This window comes from Rhodovastum atsumiense (assembly GCF_937425535.1).
GTDB lineage: Bacteria > Pseudomonadota > Alphaproteobacteria > Acetobacterales > Acetobacteraceae > Rhodovastum > Rhodovastum atsumiense.
The window spans coordinates 516,491-539,618 of record NZ_OW485601.1 but is presented as its reverse complement, the minus strand read 5'-3'; the positions used below and the strand labels follow the sequence as shown (position 1 = coordinate 539,618).

Annotated in this window: 16 protein-coding genes; 11 read left to right on the top strand and 5 right to left on the bottom strand. The window is 70.2% G+C overall.

The window, feature by feature from the left end; translation table 11 throughout:
* Positions 1–5: 5 nt before the first annotated feature.
* Together NBY65_RS02240 and pbpC are read left to right on the top strand one after the other, a co-directional pair.
* Positions 6–5,111, top strand: coding sequence for an MG2 domain-containing protein (locus tag NBY65_RS02240; RefSeq protein ID WP_150044502.1), 5,106 nt, complete (start codon positions 6–8; stop codon positions 5,109–5,111).
* Positions 5,108–7,096 (top strand): penicillin-binding protein 1C, encoded by a 1,989-nt coding sequence (gene pbpC, locus NBY65_RS02235; RefSeq protein WP_150044504.1) that lies wholly within the window; start codon positions 5,108–5,110, stop codon positions 7,094–7,096. Before NBY65_RS02240 ends, pbpC begins: the two co-directional genes overlap by 4 nt.
* 166 nt (positions 7,097–7,262) lie before the next feature.
* Here the strand turns inward: pbpC and NBY65_RS02230 are convergent, their stop codons facing one another.
* Together NBY65_RS02230 and denD are read right to left on the bottom strand one after the other, a co-directional pair.
* Positions 7,263–9,128, bottom strand: a complete 1,866-nt coding sequence (locus NBY65_RS02230) for a chloride channel protein (RefSeq protein WP_150044506.1) — start codon at positions 9,126–9,128, stop codon at positions 7,263–7,265.
* Between the two features lie 184 nt (positions 9,129–9,312).
* Positions 9,313–10,293 carry a D-erythronate dehydrogenase gene (gene denD / locus NBY65_RS02225; protein ID WP_150044508.1) on the bottom strand — a complete coding sequence of 327 codons (981 nt, stop codon included), beginning with the start codon at positions 10,291–10,293 and terminating at the stop codon, positions 9,313–9,315.
* 199 nt (positions 10,294–10,492) lie between these two features.
* On the opposite strand from denD, the gene hcp reads away from it, so the two are divergent.
* The 4 genes from hcp to NBY65_RS02205 all read left to right on the top strand — a co-directional run bounded on the left by hcp (position 10,493) and on the right by NBY65_RS02205 (position 14,813).
* Positions 10,493–12,052 carry a hydroxylamine reductase gene (hcp, locus tag NBY65_RS02220; RefSeq protein WP_150044510.1) on the top strand — a complete coding sequence of 520 codons (1,560 nt, stop codon included), beginning with the start codon at positions 10,493–10,495 and terminating at the stop codon, positions 12,050–12,052.
* 82 nt (positions 12,053–12,134) lie between these two features.
* A complete protein-coding gene (locus tag NBY65_RS02215; RefSeq protein WP_150044512.1) occupies positions 12,135–13,298 on the top strand; it encodes a diaminopropionate ammonia-lyase in 1,164 nt (387 codons plus the stop codon).
* A 99-nt stretch (positions 13,299–13,397) separates the two neighbouring features.
* Entirely contained in the window at positions 13,398–14,426 is a 1,029-nt protein-coding gene (locus NBY65_RS02210) for an SDR family oxidoreductase (RefSeq protein ID WP_150044514.1), read from the top strand.
* A 195-nt stretch (positions 14,427–14,621) separates the two neighbouring features.
* Complete coding sequence (locus tag NBY65_RS02205; RefSeq protein WP_150044516.1) at positions 14,622–14,813, top strand: hypothetical protein; 192 nt, start codon at positions 14,622–14,624, stop codon at positions 14,811–14,813.
* Positions 14,814–14,823: 10 nt separating this feature from the next.
* Here NBY65_RS02205 and NBY65_RS02200 read toward each other — a convergent pair whose 3' ends face one another.
* A complete protein-coding gene (locus NBY65_RS02200) occupies positions 14,824–16,221 on the bottom strand; it encodes a CoA transferase (RefSeq protein ID WP_250265620.1) in 1,398 nt (465 codons plus the stop codon).
* Here NBY65_RS02200 and NBY65_RS02195 point away from each other — a divergent pair.
* The gene (locus tag NBY65_RS02195; RefSeq protein WP_150045781.1) at positions 16,220–17,266 is read left to right on the top strand and encodes a response regulator; all 1,047 of its coding nucleotides are present in this window, start codon (positions 16,220–16,222) and stop codon (positions 17,264–17,266) included. The two genes, NBY65_RS02200 and NBY65_RS02195, sit on opposite strands and share 2 nt — an antisense overlap.
* Before the next feature lie 56 nt (positions 17,267–17,322).
* Here NBY65_RS02195 and NBY65_RS02190 read toward each other — a convergent pair whose 3' ends face one another.
* Both NBY65_RS02190 and NBY65_RS02185 read right to left on the bottom strand, forming a co-directional pair.
* Positions 17,323–17,496 (bottom strand): hypothetical protein, encoded by a 174-nt coding sequence (locus tag NBY65_RS02190; RefSeq protein ID WP_162530930.1) that lies wholly within the window; start codon positions 17,494–17,496, stop codon positions 17,323–17,325.
* Entirely contained in the window at positions 17,469–18,566 is a 1,098-nt protein-coding gene (locus NBY65_RS02185) for a helix-turn-helix transcriptional regulator (protein ID WP_150045782.1), read from the bottom strand. Before NBY65_RS02185 ends, NBY65_RS02190 begins: the two co-directional genes overlap by 28 nt.
* 889 nt (positions 18,567–19,455) lie before the next feature.
* Between NBY65_RS02185 and NBY65_RS02180 the strand changes: the two genes are divergently transcribed.
* The 4 genes from NBY65_RS02180 (at position 19,456) to NBY65_RS02165 (ending at position 22,490) form a co-directional block, all read left to right on the top strand.
* The gene (locus NBY65_RS02180; protein ID WP_250265619.1) at positions 19,456–20,187 is read left to right on the top strand and encodes a hypothetical protein; all 732 of its coding nucleotides are present in this window, start codon (positions 19,456–19,458) and stop codon (positions 20,185–20,187) included.
* 62 nt (positions 20,188–20,249) lie between these two features.
* Positions 20,250–20,672: a hypothetical protein gene (locus NBY65_RS02175; protein WP_150045784.1), complete on the top strand. Its 423-nt coding sequence runs from the start codon at positions 20,250–20,252 to the stop codon at positions 20,670–20,672.
* Between the two features lie 177 nt (positions 20,673–20,849).
* Entirely contained in the window at positions 20,850–21,257 is a 408-nt protein-coding gene (locus NBY65_RS02170) for a hypothetical protein (RefSeq protein WP_150045785.1), read from the top strand.
* 169 nt (positions 21,258–21,426) lie between these two features.
* Positions 21,427–22,490, top strand: a protein-coding gene (locus NBY65_RS02165) for an IS630 family transposase (protein WP_150045868.1) whose coding sequence is annotated in 2 segments (ribosomal slippage) — positions 21,427–21,919 and positions 21,919–22,490 — 1,065 coding nt in all. Because the reading frame shifts where the segments join, the coding sequence is not laid out codon by codon here.
* Positions 22,491–23,128 lie beyond the last annotated feature (638 nt).

Below are 23,128 nucleotides of genomic sequence, written 5' to 3'. Positions count from 1 at the left end.
CTGCCATGCTGCGCCGCCTGCTCGCGGTCCTGTTGCTCACGCTCGCCGTGCTCGGCACCGCGCCTGCCTGGGCCGAGCCATTCCAGCTTCCCGGCCTCTCCCGCGACAGCGATGCCTGGGCCCGGACCCTGCTTGATCGCTTCCCCGCCGGTGGCACGCCGCAGGCCCGTCGCACCGCCGAGCAGCAGGCCGCCACGGCGTTGCAGAAGAAGGACCTTGCCGCCGCCGTCACCGCGCTCGAGCAGCGCGTCGCCCTTGGCAACGCCACGGTGCAGCATTTCCTCGATCTTGCCGCCGCACAGCTCCGCAAAACCCCGCCTGACCCGCAGAAGGCCCTGTTCGCCGCATGGCAGGCCTTCGCCCGCGCCAATGCCGGCGCGCCGGAAATTCCTCCGCTGCTGCTGATCGCCGATGCCCTGCGCGCGCTCGACCGTCCCGCCCAGGCCGCGCTCGCGCTGGAGGCGGTGGTGGAACGCGCGCCCGACGATGCCGGCTATAAGCGCCAGCTTGCCGACGCGCGCCGCGCCGCCGGGCTGCAGGTTCGCCGCGTCCGCACCGAGGCCGAATCCGAACCGCCGCGCGCCTGCATCGAGTTCACCGTCGCCCCGGCGCGCCGCGCCGAGCTGGTGGCGCAGGACTGGGTGAAGCTCGACCCGCCCGTGCCCGGCGCCGCGGTCACGCGGGAGGGCGACCAGATCTGTATCTCCGGCCTGCCGGCGGGCAGCACCACCCGCGTCACCCTGCGCGCCGGCCTGCCGGGCGAACAGGGACTGGCGCTGAAGGCCGACACCACGCTCGCGGTGGGCATGCCCAACCGCCGCCCGCGCCTGGCCTTCGACTCCCGCCTGTTCGTGCTGCCGCGCGGCCAGGCGCCGGCGGTCACGCTCACCAGCGTCAATCTCTCGGCGGTGTCGCTGAAGCTGCTGCGGCTGACCGAGCGCAACATCCCGGCATTGCTGCGCGACAACCGGCTCGGCGAGGCGATCGAGCCCTGGACCGCCAACTGGGTCGAGGCCAATGCCGGGCGCGTGCTGTGGGAAGGCAGCGCCGAGATCCCGCGCTGGGAACCGAACCGCACCATCCGCACCGCGCTGCCCTTCCCGGAGGCGCTGCGCAGCGGCGGCCCCGGCCTCTATGTCCTGGTCGCCACGCCCGGCGACGGCACCAGCGAGAACGCCGCCGCCGCGGTGCAGACCATCCTGCGCACCGACCTCGCGCCGACGGTCTGGCGCGGTTCGGACGGGCTGACCGTGCAGGTCCGCGGCTACGCGGACGCGGCGCCGCGTGCCGGGGTGCGGCTCGATCTGCTTGCCCGCAACAACGAGATCCTGGCCCAGGCCACCACCGATGCCGCCGGGGTGGCCCGCTTCGCCGCCGCCCTGCTGCGCGGCGAGGGGCCGCTGGCGCCCGCGGTGCTGCATGCCTTCGCCGGCGAGGATTTCGCCGCGCTCGACCTGACCACCGCCGCCTTCGACCTCTCAGATCGCGGCGTGGCCGGGCTGCCCCAGCCCGGACCGCTCGATGCCTTCGTCTGGCTCGATCGCGGCATCTACCGTCCCGGCGAGACGGTGCAGGTGATGGCGCTGCTGCGCGATGCCGCCGGCGCGCCGGCCGAGGTGCCGGCCCGCGTCACCATCAAGCGCCCCAACGGCCAGGTGTTCCTGCAGGCGACCCCGGCCCGGCAGGCCGATGCCGCGCTGCACCTGCCGGTCACGCTCTCCGCCGGTGCCCCCGCCGGCACCTGGACGGTGGAGGTGGCGGGCGACCCGAAGGCGCCGCCGATCGGCCGCGCCGAGTTCCGGGTGGACGCCTTCATCCCCGATCGCATGGCCGTCGAAGCCGGCCCGGCCCCCGCCGTCCTGGTCCCCGGCCAGACCGCGACGCTGCCGGTCACCGCGCGCTTCCTGTACGGCGCGCCGGGCGCGCATCTCTCGGGCTCGGCGTCGATGCGGCTGGTGGTGGATCCCGCGCCGTTCCCGGCGCTGGCCGGCTATCGCATCGGCCTCGCCGGCGAGGTCTACGCCCCCGAGTCGCGCGAGCTGGAGCTGGCGGAGACCGATGCGCAGGGCCGCACCACGCTGGCGCTGCCGCTGCCGCGTGCCCCGGACACCACCCAGCCGCTCAAGGCCGCGATCGACATCACCGTCAACGACCCGGCCGGACGCGGCAGCCGGGCTGCCGTCGAGATCCCGGTCCGGCCCACCGGCCCGCTGATCGGCATCCGCCCGCTGTTTGCCGAGGACGCCGTCGATGCCGGCACCGAGGCCGCCTTCGAAGCGATTGCCGTTGCCCCGGACGGGACGCGCCTGCCGCTCAAGGCGCAACTGCGGCTGGTGCGGGAACGTCCGGACTGGCGCCTGGTCATGCGCGGCAGCCTCGCCCGCTACGAGACGGTCTGGCGCGACGAGCCGCTGGAAACGCGCGAGGTGGAAATCCCCGCCGACGCGCCGCTGCGCATCGCCAAAAAACTCGATTTCGGCCGCTACCGGCTGGAACTGCTGCAGGCCGGCGGGTTGGCCGCCACTTCGGTGCGGTTCCGTTCCGGCTGGGTGGGCACCGACAGCCCGGACGTGCCGGACCGCGTGGACGTGTCCGCCGATCGCCGGGTGGTGCCGGTCGGGCAATCAACCCGCATCCACATTGCCCCGCCCTTCGGCGGGCAGGCGACGCTGCTGGTGCTGACCGACCGCGTGCTGGCGCTGCGCACCCTGACCGTGCCGGAGGGCGGCACCGATGTCGACGTGCCGGTCGAGGCATCCTGGGGCCCCGGTGCCTATGTCACCGTCCATGTCTTCCGTGGCGGCAGTGACGACAAGCGCCCCGCGCGTGCCATCGGCCTGACCTGGGTCGGGGTTGATCCGGCCGCCCGCAAGCTCGATGTAGCGGTCACGGCCCCGGAGCGGGTGCCGCCGCGGGCCCGCACGGTGGTGCCGGTGCGCACCGCCCCCGGCGCCTGGGTGACGCTGGCGGCGGTGGACGAGGGCATCCTGCGCCTGACGCGCTTCGCCTCGCCCGATCCGGCGGCGCATTTCCTCGGCCGGCGCCGGCTCGGCCTGGACATCCGGGATGACTGGGGACGGCTGATCGCCCCGGCGGAAGGGACGGCCGCGCTGCTGCGCCAGGGCGGCGACGAAGGCAGCTTCGTGCTGCCCGACATCCCGATCCGCACGGTGACGCTGTTCACCCCGCCGGTGCAGGCGGGCCGGGACGGCGTCGCCGCCATCCCGCTCGATCTGCCCGACTTCAACGGACAGGTAAGGCTGATGGCGGTGTCCTGGCTGGGCAACCGCATCGGCGCGGCCAGCACCGATGTCATCGTCCGCGATCCCCTGGTCGCCGAGGCGTTGCTGCCGCGCTTCCTCGCCCCCGGTGACGAGGCACGCCTGCCGGTGCTGCTGCACAATCTCGACCTGCCGGGCGGGGAAGCCACGGCGCGCATCACCCTGGAAGGGCCGCTGGCGCTCGCCGGGTCCGACCGCCTGACGGTGGCGCTGGCCACCGGCACGCAGGCGGTGCCGGCGACGGTGCTGCGCGCCACCGGCGCCGGGCGCGGCGTGATCCACCTGCAGGCCAGCGGACCCGGCGGCTTCGCCGTGACCCATGACTACGCCCTGACCATCCGCCCCGCGCGGGGGCCCGCCGCAGTGGTCGCCGCCACCGAACTGGCCCCGGGCGCCGAGGCGATGCTCGCTCCGGCGCTGGCCCGCTTCATCCCCGGCACCGCGCGCGCCAGCGTCAGCTTCGGCGCGCCGGTGCGCTACGACGCCGCCGCCCTGGTGCAGGCGCTGGCCGAATACCCGTTCGGCTGCCTGGAGCAGGCGACCAGCCGGGCCTTCCCGCTGACCCTGCTGCCGGATGGCCCGCTCGCCGGTCCCGATCGCGCCGGGCGGCTGCAGCAGGCGGTCGCCTCGGTGCTCGACCGCCAGCGCTACGACGGCACCTTCGCGCTGTGGACCGCCAGCGGCGAGGCGGAGCCCTGGCTCACGCCCTACGCGCTGGAATTCCTGCTGCGTGCCCGCGCCGCCGGCATCGCCGTGCCCGAGGCCGCCCTCGCCGACGGACTGAAGGCCCTGGTCGCCACCACCGAGGAGGACGCCGATACCCCCGATGCCCTGGCGGCCCAGGCGTACCGGCTCTACGTGCTGGCTTTCGCCGGGCAGGGGCGTCCGGGCGCCGCCCGTGTGCTCGCCGAGGGCATCGACCGGCTGCCGACCCCGCTCGCCAAGGCCCAGCTTGGCGCCGCGTTGGCCCGCGCCCATGACACCCCGCGCGCCGAGGCCGCCTTCGCCGCGGCGTTGGACGCGCCAGGGCGGCGCTGGTGGAGCGCCGATTACGGCACGGCGCTGCGCGACCAGGCGGCGATCGCGGTGCTGCTGAAGGAAAGCGGGCTGTTGCCCGACCGGCTGGCTGCGCTGGTCGCCGGCCTGCCCGGGCCGGAGCTGCAGCCGCGCGATCTCAGCACCCAGGAACAGGCCTGGACCGCTGCCGCCGCGGCCGCGCTCGGTCGTGACGGCCGCCTTGCCCGCATCGCCCTGGACGGGCGCGACCTGCCACCGGCCGCCGTCGTCACCGCCGCGCTGACCGGCCCGGCGACGGCGCGCAATCTCGGCGACCGCGCCGTCTGGCAGAGCCTGTCGGCCACCGGCATCCCTGCCGAGGCGCCGCCGGCCGCGCGCAACCTGATGCGGGTGCAGCGCCGCTTCTTCGCGCTCGACGGCACGCCGCTGAACCTCGACGAGCTGCGCCAGAACACCGTGTTCGTGCTGCTGCTGGAAGGCCGCGCCGAGGATGGCCAGGACCACCGCGCCCTGGTGGTGCAGGGCCTGCCCGCCGGCTGGGAGATCGCCGGGCGCTTCGCCGAAGGGGACATTCCCGGCATGCCCTGGCTCGGCAAGCTGTCGGCGACCGAGACGCAGATCGCCGCCGATGACCGCTTCGCCGCGGTGATCGGCCTGACCGCGGAGGCGGCGTCCTTCCGCACCGCGGTGCGCCTGCGCGCCGTCACCCCTGGCAGCTTCGCCCTGCCGGGGGCCGAACTGTCCGACATGTACCGGCCCACCCTGTTCGCGCGGCAGGCGGAAGGCCGCATCAAGGTGCTGGCCCCCGAGTGAGTCCCGCAGCTTATGCCGGTGAGGGGGGAGATACGCCCCCCTCCCGTGCCGGACGATCCGGGTCGTGGCTACGGCGGCATGGCAAAGGCGTCGGCATCGTCCTCGGATTGCTGCTGGTGCTGTCCGGTGCCCTGGTCCTGCTGGACCGGTTCTGTCCGCTCAACCTCGCGCGGCTGGCTTCCCCCGGCACCGAGATCCTCGACCGCGACGGCCGCAGCCTCGCCATCCTGCCCGCGCCGGGCGGCGTCTGGCGGCTGCGCACCACGCCCGACGACGTCGCCCCGGTCCTGCTCGACATCCTGATCGCCACCGAGGATCGCCGCTTCTGGCAGCATCCCGGCGTCGATCCGCTCGCGCTTGCCCGCGCCGCCTGGCAGGATCTGCGTGCCGGCCGCATCCTCTCCGGCGGCTCTACCCTGACCATGCAGGCCGCCCGCCTGCTGGAGCCGCGCCCGCGTACGCTGCGGTCCAAGCTCATCGAGATCGCCCGCGCCCTGCAACTGGAGGCGCATTTTTCCAAGCGGGAGATCCTCGGCATCTGGCTGACCCTTGCCCCCATGGGTGGCAATCTCGAAGGGGTGCGGGCCGGGTCGCTCGCCTGGTTCGGCACCGGTCCGCGCCTGCTGGCCCCGCCGCAGGCAGCACTGCTGGTCGCCATTCCCCGTCGCCCGGAGGCGCTGCGCCCGGACCGTCATCCCGACCGTGCCCGCGCGCTGCGCGACCGCATCCTGCCCGCCGCCGCCGGCGCGGAGATCCCGCGCGCCCGCACCCCGTTGCCGCGCCACGCCCGCCAAGCCATCGCCCGCCTTCCCGCTGCCCCGCAAGTCGCCACCACGCTCGACCTGTCGCTGCAAGTGGCGCTGGAGCGGCTCGCGGCCGAACGGCTGCAATTCCTGCCCGAGCGCGCCTCGCTGGCGCTGCTGGTCGCCGATGCCCGGCGGCGCGAGATCCGCGCGCTCGCCAGCGGCGGCGACGGGCGCGGCGAGGGCCGGGGTGGGGCGCTCGATCTGACGCGGGCGGTGCGCTCGCCCGGATCGGCGCTGAAGCCCTTCATCTACGCCATGGCCTTCCAGGACGGGGTCGCGGGCCCCGACACGGTGCTCGCCGACCTGCCACGCCGCTTCGGCAGCTACGCGCCGGAGAATTTCGACCACGGCTTCGCCGGCACCCTCACCGCCGCCGAGGCGCTGCGGCGCTCGCTGAACCTGCCGGCGGTGGCCCTGCTCGATCGCGTCGGGCCCTTGCGCTTCGCTGCGACGCTGCGCACCGCCGGCATCGCCCTGCACCTGCCGGCCGGCGCCGATCCGGCGCTGCCCCTCGCGCTTGGCGGGGTGGGCATCACCCTGCGCGACCTCGCCGGGCTCTATGCCGCGCTGGCCACCGATGGCGGCACCGCCCGGTTGCGGCTGCTGGCCGATGACCCGCCGGAGCCGCGTCCCTTCCTCGCCCCCCGCGCCGCCGCCACCATCGCCGCCGTGCTTACCCAGCCCTTGCCGGAGGGCGGCCCGGCCGGGATCGCCTGGAAGACCGGCACCTCCTGGGGCGGGCGTGACGCCTGGGCGATCGGCTTCGATCGCGGCCACGTCGTCGGCGTCTGGATCGGGCGCCCGGACGGCACGCCCCTGCCGGGGGCCACCGGACGATCCCTGGCGGTGCCGCTGCTTGGCCGGGTGTTCGACCTGCTGCCGCCGGCGCCGCGCGACCCGCCGCCCCCGGTGGTGCCGCGCCCCACGGTGTCACCGCAGGCCGATGCGCTGCGCCTGCTGTTCCCGCCCAACGAGGCGGTGCTGAGCGCCGATGGCCCGGTCACGCTGCGCGCCATGGGGGGGCGGCGGCCGCTGACCTTCCTGGTGGACGGCACGCCGCTGCGGGTCGATCCGGCCCGGCGTGAAGCGGCCTGGATCCCGGGCGGACCCGGGTTCTACCGGATCACCGTGCTGGACGCCGAGGGCACCAGCGCCCGCGCTGCGGTGCGGGTCCGCTGAGGAGCGGAGCGTTGCGAAGGCGGATTGCGCTACGCTTATCCGCCCTACACGTGCTGTGCCGCACAGCGCGAATGGGATCCAAGGGCCTCTGGCCCTTGGCGGAGGTCCAGGAGGCGGAGCCTCCTGGCGGATCGGGCCGCGAAGCGGACCGATGGGCAGCGCCCCGCTATTCGCCGGACAGTTCCCGGCGGCGGCGGTCGAGTTCTTCCGAGTAGCGGCGCAGCGCGTGTTGTTCGGTCAGCAGCCCGATCACGCGTTTGGTTTCCTTGCCGTCGACCACCGCGAGCGCGTCCGCCTCGGCCTGTTCGAACATCGACACCGCTTCCTTGATGGTCATCTGCGGCAGCAGGATGTCGGTTTCGTTGTGGATCAGTTCGGCGACGGTTTCGGCCTTGGAGTCGGTGGCGTGGGCCTCGGCCAGGGCGACGATGCCGGCGTAGCGGTTGGCCTCGTCCACCACGACGACGCGGGCGGTGGCGCCGAGCGGGAAGTCGCGGCGGAAGGCGGCGAGCGGGGTGTCGGAGCGGACTGTTCGTACCTCGCGCCGCATCATCCGCCCGACGGTCAGGCTGCGCATCCAGCCGATATCGACGGCGCTGCGGATGGCCTCGCCGCGCAGGTGGAAGCGCCAGGTGGCGAAGGAGTAGCCGAAGGTGCGGCGCACGGTGAGCGAGGAGACCACCGAGACCGCCACCACGGCGATGGTCATGGGCAGGCTGCCGGTGCTCTCCAGCACCAGGAAGGCCATGGTCAACGGGCCGCCCACCACGGCCACGGCGAGGCCGCTCATGCCCACCAGGGCGCAGACTATCGAGGGCACGGCCTGGGTTGCCGTCACCATGGCGAGGCAGGCGGCGAACAGCTTGCCGAGCAGGCCGCCGAGGAACAGCGAGGCGAAGAACAGCCCGCCGCGGAAGCCCGATCCGATCGACACCGCCGAGGCGATGGATTTCAGCAGGATCAGCAGCGCGATCTGCTGTACCGAGTAGGGGGCGTCCAGCCCGACCTGCAGGGCGGCGTGCCCCGAGGACAGCACCTGTGGCGTGACCAGGGCCAGCATGCCGACGACCAGGCCGCCGAAGGCCGGGCGGGCCCAGCCGGGGACGGCACTGCGGCGGAAGATTTCCTCGGTGAGGGTGACGCCGCGCATGATGGCGATCCCGCCCAGGGCGCAGACCATGCCGAGCGCGAGGATGGGCAGGTAGGCGGCGGGTTCGATTGCGGTGGGCACGCGGATATCGAAGCCGTAATCCTCGGGGATCAGCACGCGCACCACGGAGACCGCCGAGATCGAGGCGACCACCACCGGGGCGAGGGTCGCCAGCGAATAGGTCCCGATCACCAGTTCGAAGGCGTAGAAGGCGCCGGTGAGGGGGGCGTTGAAGGCGGCCCCGATCGCCCCGGCGGCGCCGCAGCCCACCAGCAGGCGCAGGTCGCTGCGCCGGACCCGGAAGGAGCGTCCCAGCCGCGAGCCCAGCGCCGACCCGATCTGGGTGTAGCCGGCCTCCAGCCCGACCGAGGCGCCGCAGCCGTTGGAAACCATGGTCTGGCCGACCAGGATCAGGCTGTCGTTGAGCGACATGCGCCCGCCATAGAGCGCGTTCGCCTCGATCGGGTCGATGGCGCGGCGGGGCCACCAGCGGGCGAGGGCAAGGCCGATCACCCCCATCAGCAGGCCGCCCACGGTCGGCACGATCAGCGCCCGCCAGGCTTCCACCTCGACCTGGCCGGACAGTCTTTCGTGCGGCCCGAGCGCGAACAGCACGCGGTGCATCGCCTGGGTCGTCCAGGTCATGGCGGTGACGCAGACGCCGGCGCCGAGGCCGACGCCCGCGGCCAGCACCACCAGCCAGATTTCGTCCGCCCGCACCAGGGCGCGCAGGGTGTGCGGGACGTGCAGCACCCATTCACCGAGGCGGTGGCGCTGGCGGGCCAGCACGGTGCCGACGAATTGCCCCAGGCGGCGTCGCGGACGTGCGGAAGCCGCCCCCGTCCCGCGGAAGCGCTCCAGCAATCCCGTCCCCTGGAACATGTTCATTCCGTCACAGGCCTGCACTCAGTCGTTGATTCGGGACGCAATTCGCCTCGCGGGCGCGAGCCCGCGAGGCGTGGCGGCTATTCTAGGTCGCGACCACTGCTCCGAATCAACGTGATCCTCGGTGCATCGGCCTTAAGATCGCGTAATCACCTCGGGACGTTGCCGATTTGTCATGCCGTCATCCCAGCCCGCGCTCGCGGCGGGTGGCGTCGAGGTCGTCGGCGATGAAGGCCCGCACGAGCTCGACCAACGGTTCATGCGGCGCGAAGCCGAGCGTGCGGGCGCGCAGGGCCTCGAAGGCGGCCGGCCAGGTGGCGACGATCTTCTCGGTGGCGGGGTCGTGCACGCGGCGCACCAGGGCCGAGGCGCCCGGCTTCACCGCGTCGAGCGCGTGCAGGATCGCCGCCACCGTCACGCTCATGCCCGGCGGGTTCACGCTGCGGTCGATGCCCATCACCGCGCTGTCCATGGTCGCCGCATGCAGCAGCCACTCGACCGCGCGGCGCGGGCTTGCCACCCAGAGCGCGAAATCGGGCGCGACCGGCAGGTCGGTGTGCAGTCCGAGCAGCGGCTCGCGCAAGATCGCGCTGACGAAGGAGCTGGCGGCCTTGTTGGGTCGTCCCGGGCGGACGATGATCGTGGGCAGCCGCAGGATCACCGCGTCGAGGAAGCGGCGGCGGGAGGCATCGGCGAGCAGCAGTTCGGCCGCCGCCTTCTGCGCGCCGTAGCTGTTGGCCGGCACCTGCCGGGCGTCGTCGGCCAGCACCGCGCCCTGGCCGCCGCTGAAGCTGGCGACGCTGCTGGTGAACACCACGCGCGGCGGGGCCGCGAGCCGGCGGCAGCGGTCGATCACCGCATCGGTGCCGCGCAGGTTCACGCGCCGGCCCAGCTCGTAGTCGGCCTCGGCCTGGGCGCTGACCACGGCGGCGAGGTGGAACACCACATCGGTGCCATCCGGGATCGCTGCCGGCGGCAACTGCGCGATGTCGCCGCCGAGGCATTGCACCGGAAAGCCGGCCGCCGGGGGGGGATCGGGTGGCTGCAGGTCGAACAGTGTCAGCTCGCTGATCGCGCGCCCGCCGAGCCTGCCGTCGGCGGCAAGGCGTGCCGCGAGCCGGCGCCCCAGAAAGCCGCTGCCGCCGAGAATGCTGATGCGCATCGTCTCCTCCTCATGTGCGGGTGAGCCGGTACAGACACAGGCGCGCGAGGCGGGGAAAAGTTCTGCCCGGCAGATCGGTCCTTCCGGGATCGGGTGCGATCAGTTTCGCATGGCGGCAGTCGCTTGATCCAGGTCAAGGCCGCGTCCCGGGAATTTGGTATTCAGTACTCCAAATTTTCCAACGAAATGAGGATTCATCATGTTCTGCTACCAATGCGAGCAGACCGCTGGCGGGACCGGATGCGACACCACCGGTGCCTGTGGCAAGCGGCCTGACATCGCAGCCCTGCAGGACCTGCTGTTCGAGGTGACGAAAGCGGTGGCGCGCAGCGGCGCGGCCGCCGACGCATTCCTCGAGGACGCGCTGTTCACCACGGTCACCAACGTCAACTTCGACGCGGGGCGGATCGTGGCGCTGATCCGCCAGGGCGCGGAGATGCTGGCGGAAGCCGGCGCCGCCAGCCCCGTCGCCGTCACCGCCACCCCCGAGGAGATGGTGGCGGCGGGGCATCTGGTTTCGCTCGATGGGCGGATCGCGGCCCTCGGCCCGGATGTCGCCGGACTGCAGGAATTGCTGGCCTATGGCGTGAAGGGCGTGGCGGCCTATGCGCGGCATGCGCGGGTGCTCGGGCGGACCTCGCCCGCGGTCGACGGCTTCGTGCGCGAGGCGCTGACCTTCCTGGCCGGGCCGGTCCCCGACGCGGGTGGGCTGCTGGCCATGGCGCTGCGCTGCGGCGAGGCCGGGCTGCAGGTGATGGAATTGCTGGACGGCGCCAATACCGACCGCTTCGGCCAGCCGGAGCCGGCCCCGGTGACGATCGGCTGGCGCGAGGGCAAGGCGATCCTGGTGTCCGGCCATGACCTCGCCGATCTGGCCGACCTGCTGGAGGCGACGGCGGGGATGGGCATCAATGTCTATACCCATGGCGAGATGCTGCCGGCGCACGGCTATCCGGAATTGCGCAAATACCCGCACCTGGTTGGCCACTACGGCGGCGCATGGCAGGACCAGCTCAAGGATTTCGCGGCCTTCCCGGGGGCCATCCTGCTGACCACCAACTGCCTGATGCCGCCGCGCGCGAGCTATTCCGACCGGCTGTTCACCACCGGCGTGGTCGGCTTCCCCGGCATCCCCCATCTGCCGGCGGGCGCGTTCGGCCCGCTGATCGCGGCGGCGCTGGAGGCGCCCGGCTTCACCGATGCGCGCGAGACCGGCCGGCACATGGTGGGGTTCGGGCACCATGCGGTGCTCGGCGTGGCGGATACGGTGATCGGGGCGGTGAAGAGCGGCGCGCTGAAGAAGTTCGTGCTGATCGGCGGCTGCGACGCCGCCACCACGGGGCGCGGCTACTACTCGGATCTGGCCGAGGCGCTGCCGGCGGACTGGGCGGTGCTGACGCTCGGCTGCGGCAAGTACCGGGTGCTCGGACGGGTGGAAGGGACGATCGGACCGCTGCCGCGCCTGCTCGACATGGGACAGTGCAACGACGCCTTCTCGGCGATCAAGGTGGCGGGCGCGCTGGCGCAGGCCTTCGGGGTGGGCGTCAACGAGCTGCCGCTGCACCTGGTGCTGTCCTGGTTCGAGCAGAAGGCGGTGACCGTGTTGCTGGCCCTGCTGCACCTGGGCGTGAAGAACATCCGCATTGGGCCGCGCCTGCCGGCCTTCGTCAGCCCGGCGATGCTGCAGGTGCTGGTGGAGCAGTTCAACGTGATGCCGATCGGCGACGTGCAGAGCGATCTGCGCGCCATGGCGGCCTGACGGCACGGCCACGCGGCGTCGGCAGATCCGGCGCCGCGTGGGACGGCTTGCGGCCTGGCCTCGGCGGAGGCAGCCTGGGGCCATGCTCGATCCGTTTCCCTTCAGCCTGTTCCCCAACCCCCGCGCGGGCACGCCCGGCACGGTCGTGCTGCCTGCCGGGGGGTTCCGCCGCGCCCGCGCGGAGATCACTTCCTGGCCCGGCTATGCCCCGACGCCCTTGCGCGACCTGGAGGGCCTCGCCGGCGCGGCCCGGGTGGGCGCGATCCGGTTCAAGGATGAATCGGGGCGGTTCGGGCTGGGCAGTTTCAAGGCGCTCGGGGGCGCCTATGCGGTGGCGCAACTGCTGGTGACCGAACTGGCGCGGCGGGGCGTCGCCTCCGCCGCCACCACCGCGGACCTCCTGGCCGGACGCCATGCCGAGGCGACGCGGGACATCACCGTGACCTGTGCCACCGACGGCAATCACGGGCGCTCGGTGGCCTGGGGGGCGCAGCGCTTCGGCTGCCGCTGCGTGATCTTCGTGCATGCGGCGGTGAGCCAGGCGCGCCTTGACGCGATCGTCGGCCATGGCGCCGAGGTCCGGCGCGTACCGGGCACCTACGACGACGCGGTGCGCGAGGCAGCGATGGTCGCCGCCGACGAAGGCTGGTTCGTGGTCTCCGATACGTCCTGGCCGGGCTATACCACCGTGCCGGTCGACGTGATGCAGGGCTACCGGGTGATGGCCGACGAGGCGGCCGACCAGTGGTCCGGCGCGCCGCCCACCCATGTGTTCATGCAGGGCGGGGTCGGCGGGGCCGCCGCCGCGGTGTCGGTGCAGATGCGCGCCCGCTACGCGCCGGCGCCCCGCTTCGTGGTGGTCGAGCCGGACCGGGCGGCCTGCCTGCTTGCCTCGGCCGAGCTGGGCGCGCCGGCGGTGGTGCCGGGTGACCTCGACACGCTGATGGCCGGGCTGGCCTGCGGCGAGCCGAGCCTGCTGGCCTGGACGGAGCTGGAACGCGCCGCCACGGCGTTCATGGCGGTTCCCGACGAGGCGGCGATCGCCTGCATGCGGCTGTTGGCGCGGCGGGGCATCGTCGCCGGGGAATCGGCGGTGGCGGGGCTGGCCGGGTTCCTGCTGGCGGCGGCCGATCCGGCCGCGCGTGCCACGCTCGGGCTGACCGAGGCCAGCCGGGTGCTGCTGTTCGGCACCGAGGGCGCCACGGATCCGCTGCTCTATCGGCGGCTGGTCGGCGAGACGGCCTGAGCGACGTCACGCGGGCGGCGCCACTCATTCGTGACCGGCGGGCGGTCTGGCATGGGGGGGACCGGGCTTACGTGAAGGGACCCAGCCCGGAGGGTCCGCATGGTCGCCCTGTCGTTGAAGCCGCTTGCGCAGCAGACCATCGTCATCACCGGGGCGAGTTCCGGGATCGGCCTTGCGACCGCAAGGCGGGCGGCCCGGCGCGGAGCGGCGGTGCTGCTGGTCGCGCGCAACCGCGTGGCGCTTGAGCGCGTGCGTGACGAGCTGCGCCAGGGCGGCGGGCGCGCCGAGCTGGCGGTCGCCGACGTCGCCGATGCCGAACAGGTGGAAGCGGTGGTGAGGGTGGCTGATGCCGCGTTCGGGGGCTTCGATTCCTGGGTTAACAACGCCGCCACCTTCGTGTTCGGCCGGGTGGACGAGATCCCGCTGGCGGATCACCGCCGCCTGTTCGACGTGGTCTATTGGGGCGTGGTGCACGGGACCCTGACCGCCTCGCGCCATCTGGCCGGGCGCGGCGGCGCGATCGTGACGGTTGGCAGCGTACTGGGCGACCGCGCCCTGGCGCTGCAGGGGCCGTACAGCGCCGCCAAGCATGCGGTGAAGGGCATCACCGATGCCTTCCGCATGGAATTCGAGGCGGCCGGGCTGCCGATCTCGGTGACCCTGGTCAAGCCGGGGCCGATCGATACGCCCTATGTCGAGCACGCCCGCAACCTGACCGGCGCGGCGGGGGTGCGCAACCTGCCGCAGGCCTATCATCCCCGGCTTGCCGCCCGCGCGATCCTGTACGCCTGCACCCGGCCGGTGCGCGACCTGTATGTCGGCGGCAGCGGGCTGGCGACGACGCTGGCCGGGACGCTGGCACCGCGGCTGACCGATATCGCCATGGAACTGACCGCCCGCCGCTTGCAGACCTCCGATGATCCCGGCCGGCCGGGCATGCGCGACAGCCTGCATGCGGTGCGCGAGGACCTCGCCGAGCGCGGCAGCCTGCGCCAGGGGCCGGTGCGCCGCACCAGCCTGGTGCTGGAGGCACAGGTGAACCCGCTCGCCACCGCGGCGCGAAGCCTGGGAGAAGCCACGCTGGCGGCCGGCGCCGCGTCGCTGCGGCGCCTGTTGCGCGCGCGGTAACGGAGCGCGCTCAGGGCCAGGCCGGCTTGTGGGTGCCGAGCGGCACGGTCGGCCTCGCCCAGTGCGCCGGCGTCTCGGGCAGGATGGCGGCGTGGCGGAGGGCGCGGATGCGGCCGAAGCCGCTGTCGGTTTCCTCGAGCAGGTCGGCGACGTCGTCGCCCGGATCGGGGGCGGCCAGTCCCCGGCCGGCCGGGCATGCGCGACAGCCTGCATGCGGTGCGCGAGGACCTCGCCGAGCGCGGCAGCCTGCGCCAGGGGCCGGTGCGCCGCACCAGCCTGGTGCTGGAGGCACAGGTGAACCCGCTCGCCACCGCGGCGCGAAGCCTGGGAGAAGCCACGCTGGCGGCCGGCGCCGCGTCGCTGCGGCGCCTGTTGCGCGCGCGGTAACGGAGCGCGCTCAGGGCCAGGCCGGCTTGTGGGTGCCGAGCGGCACGGTCGGCCTCGCCCAGTGCGCCGGCGTCTCGGGCAGGATGGCGGCGTGGCGGAGGGCGCGGATGCGGCCGAAGCCGCTGTCGGTTTCCTCGAGCAGGTCGGCGACGTCGTCGCCCGGATCGGGGGCGGCCAGTCCCTGCGGCAGGCGGCCGAGGCGGCGCAGCCACAGGCCGGTGCCGGCCAGCGAGACGCGCACCAGCCAACTGCCGCCCTCATGTGCCTGCCGCAGCAGCGCCGCCATGACGCCGAGCGCCAGGAAATAGCCGGAGGCATGGTCGAGCGCCTGGCAGGGCAGGGGCTTCGGGGCGCCGGCGCCGGCCGCTTCGGCCTCGGCGGCGTTGAAGCCGGTGGCGGTCTGCACCAGCGAGTCATAGCCGCGCCTGCCGCCCCAGGGGCCGGTTTCGCCATAGGCCGAGAGCGTAGCGACGACGATCCCGGGCCGCAGCGCCGCCAGGGCCTCGGGCGAGAAGCCCTGGCCGGCGAGCGCCCCCTGGCGGTACGACTGCAGGAAGACGTCGCTGTCCCGCACCAGCGCGCGCAGCCGGGCGCGGTCCGCCTCGCCGCGCAGGTCGAGCGAGGCCGATAGCTTGCCGCGACCGCCATCCATGACCAGCAGGGGGATGGCGGGCAGATGCGGGGCGGTGATGTGCAGCACCTCGGCGCCGTGGGCGGCCAGGGTGCGGCCGCCGACCGGCCCGGCGATGACCCGGGTCAGGTCGAGCACCCGCAGCCCGGCGAGCGGGCGGGCGGGCGCGGGCGGGAAGTGGCGCGGCGGGGCATCGCCCAGGCGTGTCAGCGTCAGCGGTGGCGCGGCGGCAAGGTGACGGCCATGCGGATGGGCGTCCCAGGTGGCGACGTCGCGCAGCATGGCCACGCAGAGCCCGGCCGCGCTGGCTTCGTCCTCGAAGGCCCCGGCGCGCCGCCCGGCGAGGGCCTCGGCCACCTCGGCCCGGGTCGGCCCGCAGCCGAGCAGGCGCAGCACGCCGTCGCGATGGTGGGGGAAGTTGGTGTGCAGCCGCACCCAGCCGCCATCGCCGCAGCGATAGAGGCCGGCGATCGCGTCCCAGGGATCGGGGATCGGGGCGTCGAGGCAATGGAAATGGCGTTCGCTGCGGAATTCGGCGGCGGTGGCGCGCATCTCCACCGTGACCGGCTGGCGGCGGCCGGTGCGGTGCTGCCACAGCAGCGCGGCGCCGAGCCCGGCGGCGGCGATGGCCGCCTGCGCCGCCACGCCTACCCGGAAGGAAGAGGGCAGCGCCGGCTCATCGCCCGTCAGCCTGGCCAGGGCGGCGGCCCCTGGCGGCAGGCCTGCCGTGGCGAGCAGCCCGGAGAGGATCGCGTGACCATCGGCAAGGCCGGACATGTGTGCCTCCTGGGCGAAGCGCGGACGATCGAATGCGTGTGAGGTCGCACAGCTGAAGAATGTGAACGAAAGTTTAGTGCGGCATCGCGCATGTTTTCACGATGCGTTTATGCGCTTGGGCAAGTATCCCGTCATCGCGCTTGCAGGTCGGCTTTTGCAACATTACCACTTGCTCAACCCCTACGACCGCATGGAGTGCCCCTGTATGGTCGGTCCCACTTCCGGGGTCATTGACCGGTCACTTTCGGAACGGCTCCGCTTTGCCCGGCGAGTCGCGGGGATGACTCAGGCCCAGCTTGCCATGGCGATTGGCGTACCCGTGTCGCAGATTCGCCGCTACGAGGCGGGGACGGCGGTGATCTCGGCGGGGACGATGTTGTCCATCGCCGTTGCCCTGGATGCGCCGCTGGCATGGATGTACGGCATCGACGATGCCGATCACTGGCCGCAGACGGCCCTTGCCGCCCTGCTGCAGGATCCGGACATGCCGGCGCTCGCGCTTGCGTTCCGGGGCATTGCCGATCCGCAGACCCGGCGCCTGGTGCTGAACATGGCCAGGCAGCTTGGCCATTCCCCGGCACGGCCGCCGCCCCGGGACGTGCCGGTGGAAAGGGTGCCGGAGGCGATTTTCACCGAAACGAAACGGCGCGTGCTGCTGGTGGACGATGCCCCGGACGTGCTGGTGGTGGTGGGGGCGTTCCTGCAAGGTGGCGGCTATGAGGTGGTGCGGGCGCACAGCGCTGAAGCGGCGCTGACCGTGCTTGCAGGCGACGAGACGCTGGACGTGCTGGTGACCGACCATGGCATGCCGGGCATGAGCGGCCTGGAATTGCTGGAACGCGCCGGTACCTTGCGGCCCGGCCTGCCCGTGGTGGTGATCACCACGCAGATGGCGGATTTCTCCATGACGATCCGGCACCGGGAGGATGTGCGCGTCCTGGCCAAGCCGTTTGCCCGCACCGACCTGCTCGCCGCGATCGCCGCTTGCTGCGCCCGCGCCGAGGCACGCTTGCCGCCGGATACCTCGCTGTCCTCCGAACGCTGAGGGGGGCTGGGGGCGCTTCCCCCGGTGTGCGGCTGCTGCCGTGGCCGCGGCGTTGCTCAGCTATCCGGCAGCTTGTGCTGCAGGTTACGGGCCAGTTCGTCCATGGCGGTGACGGTGGCGAGTTCACGCGCCTGCGGCTCGGCCTGTTCCGCATCCACGCCGAGCCGGGTGGCAATGGTCAGGAAGGCGAAAGGGCAGCAGACTATCCCGATAGGCGTGCCAGAAGCCAAGATAGTTCTGCCTGTCGATGCGTCTCAGTCTTGTCGAAGATTTTTTTCAGATGCGAGCGTGCGGTATTCGAGGCCATGCCGAGCACGTCCGCCACGCTGTCCAATCCTTCGCCCCGCGCGGCACGAACCGCCACCGCTGCTTCCCTGGCTGTCAGCCCGTATAAGGTTCGCAGCCGGTCCGCGGTGGGGCCGAGCTCATTCTCGGGGTCCGTGATCATCAGCAGCACTGCCGGCCGGGCCCCAAGACTGGGTAGCGTTGCGGATCGGCCGACCGGCACGGTTTCCAGAAACAAAGAGGATCCTTCGTCCCGCCGCGGCAAGATCAGCCCCTTCGTTGCCTCTCCGTTGGCGGCCAAGCCAATCATGCGGCGCAGGGAAGAGGTCAGGTCGGGCCGCCTGGCAGCGAGCAGGCCATGCTCCACCAGCAGCGCGTCACCCGTCGTCAGCAGCGTACGCGCGGCCTCGTTCGCAAAGACGATCCGGCCGGCCGGATCCAAACCGATGACGCCCCGCCGCATACGATCGAGCGCCACGCCCATGGCCTGCCCGGACGCCCATGCTTCGGCAAGCCGGAAGTATGCGCGGATGCTGCGCCGAAAATGCGGGGTAAGGCGCCGCTGGAGAGCAATATCGCCCGCATCGAATTCATCGGCACGGCTTGAGCGGGTCAGGCCGACGCAAATCTTCGCTTCGTCGGTGTTTTCAAGCCGGGTGTTCATCATTGCTTTGAAATCTTGTGGACGTGCCCAGTCATTGAAAAACTCCGAACGCTGGTAGTCGGCAGTGGGCATCAGCATTTGATCTGTCAGCACGGATCCGACCGGAGCGGCATGGGCGCGCGCGGCCAAAGGATTGATGGCGGCATAGTGCGCAAAATACGACGCGTGGAACGATGGGTCGGCACCAATCGACGCGCCCCAACCGCCACCGCGATTGAGTTCCACTGAAAGCACAGCGCTGTTTGCTCCGAACAAACTTGTGAGCGATTCAAGCACATTTTCCCATGGCACGTCCCCGAGCGCAGCATCGTAAATTTGCTCTATTGTTAGAGAAATACGATCTGACGCCATGAAACCCCCTTTTCGACGTTATTTGAGAAGATATGCATGCTGACCGCAGATTATTTAGTTGACGCAGATGTGAAGGTTCAATTCACAGGATCTCCTCTGAATGGGGGAGGCGTGGTCCTGCGGCATCCGCTGTCATTAGCGCCGTTGACATTGCTACACGCGGCATATGGTTGCATGGAGGGGGGCGCTAAGATGCCGAAGCTTCAGCGACCCAGGTGTGGGTTCGTGAACGTGACATCGGGGACGAGGAGGTCCTCGGGTCAGACATCGGATGAACACAGCGGGATGGCGACGAGCAGGGTGAGCGGGGTCGGCGCCAGTGGCAATTTGTGCGCCTGCCCAGGAGCCAGCGCGAAGCCGATGGCACGTCCGGCGGCTGACCGGCAACGGCGATGAGGTCATGCTGCTCTTTTCCTCGCGCCGCGGCGACTGGGAGGCACTCGGCGACTTCGGCTCAAGCGCCATGCCGCTCGACGAAGCTCTCCAGCGTCTCACCGCAAATCCATGCTTCCGGGAACCGCGGCGGACCTGCGGTTGAGCCGCGTCAGCGTTCGATGCGCAGGCCGAAGGCCGTTCCCTGAAAACTACAGCCCTGTCGCGTTAAACAACTTTTGCCAGGCCCCCACACGGCACGGCGTGGGGGATGAGCAGATACTGCCGGGCTGGCGAAGGGTGCATGTTCTGCTGAATGGAGCCGCGGAGGGGCGCTGCCGCGGCCATCCGTTCTGATATCGAATGAAAATGCGGGCCTGCGGACGGTACCTGCCTATGACCGGCAGTCATCACAGTCTCACCGCCGGTCATGAGGCCATTCCGGTTCCGCCAGGCCAGGGCACTTTCAGACCCTGGTCCAGAAGCGATTTTATCAACAAAGAAAATGGAGGAAGAGATGCCTGTTCATCGTCAATGGGAAGATCGTGGGGATGAATGGTGGAACAGACCCCCCTGGTGGCAACAGCCTGGGGGGCATAATCCCGGCGGCAACAACCCGGGCGGCAACAACCCGGGCGGCAACAACCCGGGCGGCAACAACCCGGGCGGCAACAACCCGGGCGGCAACAACCCGGGCGGCAACAACCCGGGTGGCAACAACCCGGGTGGCAACAACCCGGGTGGCAACAACCCGGGCGGCAACAACCCGGGTGGCAATAACCCGGGTGGCAATAACCCGGGTGGCAATAACCCGGGCGGCAACAACCCGGGTGGCAATAACCCGGGCGGCAACAACCCTGGCACTGCGCCAATCACGCATTACGCGCTGAAGCTTCGAAGCATCTCCTACATCTCGTCGGAAACTCCGGACTTAAACCGCACCCTGTCCCTGTCGCTGAATGGTGACGAACTCTGGAGCGGATCGGCTGGGGCTGGAAATGTTCCAAATATCGGTCAGCCCATTTTGCTCGGAAACATCAGTCCACGGGAGTTCACTAGTACAGCCCCACTCACCCTGACGGAAAACCGGCCTACGGGCAATCCGGTGAGCAAATCCACCACCAACAACGTCTCCACGTCGCAAGATGACCGCGGCAGCTTCGACCTCAATTACAACATGGCCGGCGGAGAGATCTACGGCGTCAATCTCGACATCGTCCACCAGGACACCTTCGGCAACTGGGTTTAGGCACCACCAGCCCCGGCGCCCGCCGCAGCGGGCGCCTCCCCCACCAGGACATGGAGGCAGACATGCCACAGCCCACCGGTCAGGGGGGCGCAGGCGTTCCGATCACGACCTACGGCCTCGCCTTGCGCTCCATCACCTACCTTCCCTCCCGGGATGGCTCACCCGGGGTGGAACCTCCCGGCTTGCAGCGAGATCGCGTGTACTTGACCTTCAACAACCAGCCGATCTGGAACGAGGCCGCCACCACTCTGCGCCCCTACGAGACGGTCTGGATCCGAAACGTCTCGCCGATCGCGTTCACGGGGGCTGCCAGTCTCGATTTCTATGAAACTTCGTCACATTCGGGCACTCCGGGCGGGTTCTTCCACGCGGTCCGGCAGATCTCGCCATCCCAGGAGCCGAGCGGCGCCTTCAGCCTGACCTGCGGCGCCTATGACATCAACGTGGACGTCGTTCATCGCGACGCCAGCGGCAACTGGATTTAGCGCCCTCGATCGCGATGCGTGCGGCCGCACCGTGGCGCTGGCCGGGCCGCGGCGCGAGGCTGCGCTCCGTCGCGGTCGCGGCCCGCATGCCAGAAATGGAGGGAAACATGCCGCAGATCGGCAATTTTCATCGCATTCGGTGGCCAGCCGGCGCCGAGGCCTTGAGGAGGGCAAGGCATGAGGTTGGCCGCGGGCCGCGGTGTCGCGTCGATAACAAGATATGCGCTTCAGCTTTACAGTATTTCCTACATATTGCGGGCAAATCCGGATCCAGGCCGGGACCTGTGCCTGTTGTTGAACGATCATCCGATCTGGCATGGCTCGGACCCGGACGGAACCGCCCCGAGACCGAAAAGCAGGCTGATCATCTTTAACCTCGGGGAATTCGAATTCACCGGAGCGGCCCGTCTCACGCTGCGGAAAACCACGTCGGGCGACACGGTTCATGTTGATACCCGCTGGATCACCACGACGGACGAAAGCAGCGGCGGCTTCGACCTTGCCTACAACCTGCAAGGTGACGAAGTCTACAATATCTATTTCAACGTCATCTGGCATGAATTTGGCACCAAGTGGGCCAGATGAATGCGTCGATAAATCTGACATGACTTTACCGTAGTGGGGCTGCCGCCTCCGCCTGTCTAGTGGAGCCATTGCGGCGATGTTATACCAATGCCCGTGGATGACAACTCGTTTGGGGGTTGCCCGACGCGGGTGAGATCGGATTCAAGATGGCGAACGAAGGAGGTTCGCCATGACACGCCCCCTGCTCTTGCGAGGTGATTTTGACGCGATGTCGGTCCGTGCGGCGGCCCGGGCCGCGAAGGACGGGGGACAAGCCCGACGTCTGTTGGCACTGGCGGCGATCTACGAGGGGTCGAGCCGAACGGAGGCGGCGAAGATCGGCGGGGTGACGCCGCAGATCGTTCGGGACTGGGTGGTGAAGTTCAACGCGGCTGGTCCGGCGGGGCTGATCGATCCCAAGCGGCCGGGGCCAGCGCCTCTGCTGACTGCCGAGCAGCGTGCGGCATTGGCGGCGGTCATCGATAGCGGGCCGATCCCGGCGGTGCACGGTGTGGTGCGCTGGCGGCAAATCGATCTGTGTCAGTGGGTGTGGGAAGAATTCCAGATATCGGTGTCGCGGCAAACGATAAGCCGGGAATTGCGGGCGATGGGCTTTCGCAAGCTGTCGGTTCGGCCGCGCCATCATGCCCAGGCCGAAGGAGCAATCGAACATTTTAAAAAAGTTTCCCGGCCCGTCTGGAGGAAATCGCCGCCGAGACGGGTATCGCCCCTGAGCGAATAGAGGTCTGGTTTGCTGACGAAGCCCGGGTTGGCCAGAAAAACAAGCTCACCCGCCGCTGGGCCCGACGGGGTACTCGACCCTCTGCACCCCAGGACCAGCGCACGGCGTCCACCTACATCTTCGGCGCCATCTGCCCTCGGGAGGGCAAGGGGGCAGCGCTGGTTCTGCCCCGATGCAATCTCGATGCGATGAATCTGCATCTGGTCGAGATCGCCGCCGCCGTGGCGCCTGGTGCACATGCCGTGCTGCTGCTCGATCAGGCGGGATGGCATACCTCAGCGCGCCTCGTGGTGCCGTCCAACATCACCTTGGTGCCGCTGCCGCCGAAATGCCCTGAGCTCAACCCCACCGAGAATATATGGCAATTCCTACGTGACAACTGGCTCTCGAACCTAGTGTTCCGCTCCTACGAGGCTATCGTCGAACACTGCTGCGACGCGTGGAACAGGCTCATGGATCAGCCTTGGCGGATCATGTCCATCGGACTACGCGACTGGGCACATCGGTTCTGACCCGTGGGCATTGGTATTAGTTCTTGCTTCCTTGACATCGTCAAACAACAGGATATGAACAATGTCAGACAATATTACTGCTAACATATCGACGACATATACTATTATCCATGACACTCCATACTCAGCGGCAATCGCACCTGACAATGATCGTGACTGGTTCAAAATACTCAGCGGCAGTCGCACCCGGCAATGATCATGACTGGTTCAAAGTCAATTTTATAGATAAGCATGAATATGAAATCAGGGTTGAATCCACAAATACAAATTCCGGAGAGGACCTTGACCCGATCATAGTGCTTCGTGACTACAGCGGTGGATCCGTGAATTCAGGATCTAAGGATTCTACTATTAATTATATTTCAGAATACATTAGACGATACTACATTGATGTAGGATCATATGCTGAAAATAGCTCGGGAAATTACTCAGTATTGGTGACCGATGTGACTTGATTTCTTGATGTCGGGCGCCAGCTGCCCCCGTCGCGCCGTGCGTGACGGGGGCAGCCCGATGGTTGTCCCGCGCGCCCCGCCGCTCGGCTTGTCCTTGTTCTACGAATGGGGCGCCGTGACGGTGATGGAAGTTCCCATGAGGCTGTGGCTCAGCGCAAAGGAGTCCCTCGTGTAGCTGCCGGC

Excerpts from the sequence above, each read along its gene's own strand:
- NBY65_RS02240 (WP_150044502.1), top strand. The coding sequence starts at position 6 with ATGCTGCGCCGCCTGCTCGCGGTCCTGTTGCTCACGCTCGCCGTGCTC.
- NBY65_RS02230 (WP_150044506.1), bottom strand. The coding sequence starts at position 9,128 with ATGTTCCAGGGGACGGGATTGCTGGAGCGCTTCCGCGGGACGGGGGCG.
- denD (WP_150044508.1), bottom strand. The coding sequence starts at position 10,293 with ATGCGCATCAGCATTCTCGGCGGCAGCGGCTTTCTGGGGCGCCGGCTC.
- hcp (WP_150044510.1), top strand. The coding sequence starts at position 10,493 with ATGTTCTGCTACCAATGCGAGCAGACCGCTGGCGGGACCGGATGCGAC.
- NBY65_RS02215 (WP_150044512.1), top strand. The coding sequence starts at position 12,135 with ATGCTCGATCCGTTTCCCTTCAGCCTGTTCCCCAACCCCCGCGCGGGC.
- NBY65_RS02210 (WP_150044514.1), top strand. The coding sequence starts at position 13,398 with ATGGTCGCCCTGTCGTTGAAGCCGCTTGCGCAGCAGACCATCGTCATC.
- NBY65_RS02205 (WP_150044516.1), top strand. The coding sequence starts at position 14,622 with ATGCGCGACAGCCTGCATGCGGTGCGCGAGGACCTCGCCGAGCGCGGC.
- NBY65_RS02195 (WP_150045781.1), top strand. The coding sequence starts at position 16,220 with ATGTGTGCCTCCTGGGCGAAGCGCGGACGATCGAATGCGTGTGAGGTC.
- NBY65_RS02200 (WP_250265620.1), bottom strand. The coding sequence starts at position 16,221 with ATGTCCGGCCTTGCCGATGGTCACGCGATCCTCTCCGGGCTGCTCGCC.
- NBY65_RS02185 (WP_150045782.1), bottom strand. The coding sequence starts at position 18,566 with ATGGCGTCAGATCGTATTTCTCTAACAATAGAGCAAATTTACGATGCT.
- NBY65_RS02180 (WP_250265619.1), top strand. The coding sequence starts at position 19,456 with ATGCCTGTTCATCGTCAATGGGAAGATCGTGGGGATGAATGGTGGAAC.
- NBY65_RS02175 (WP_150045784.1), top strand. The coding sequence starts at position 20,250 with ATGCCACAGCCCACCGGTCAGGGGGGCGCAGGCGTTCCGATCACGACC.
- NBY65_RS02170 (WP_150045785.1), top strand. The coding sequence starts at position 20,850 with ATGAGGTTGGCCGCGGGCCGCGGTGTCGCGTCGATAACAAGATATGCG.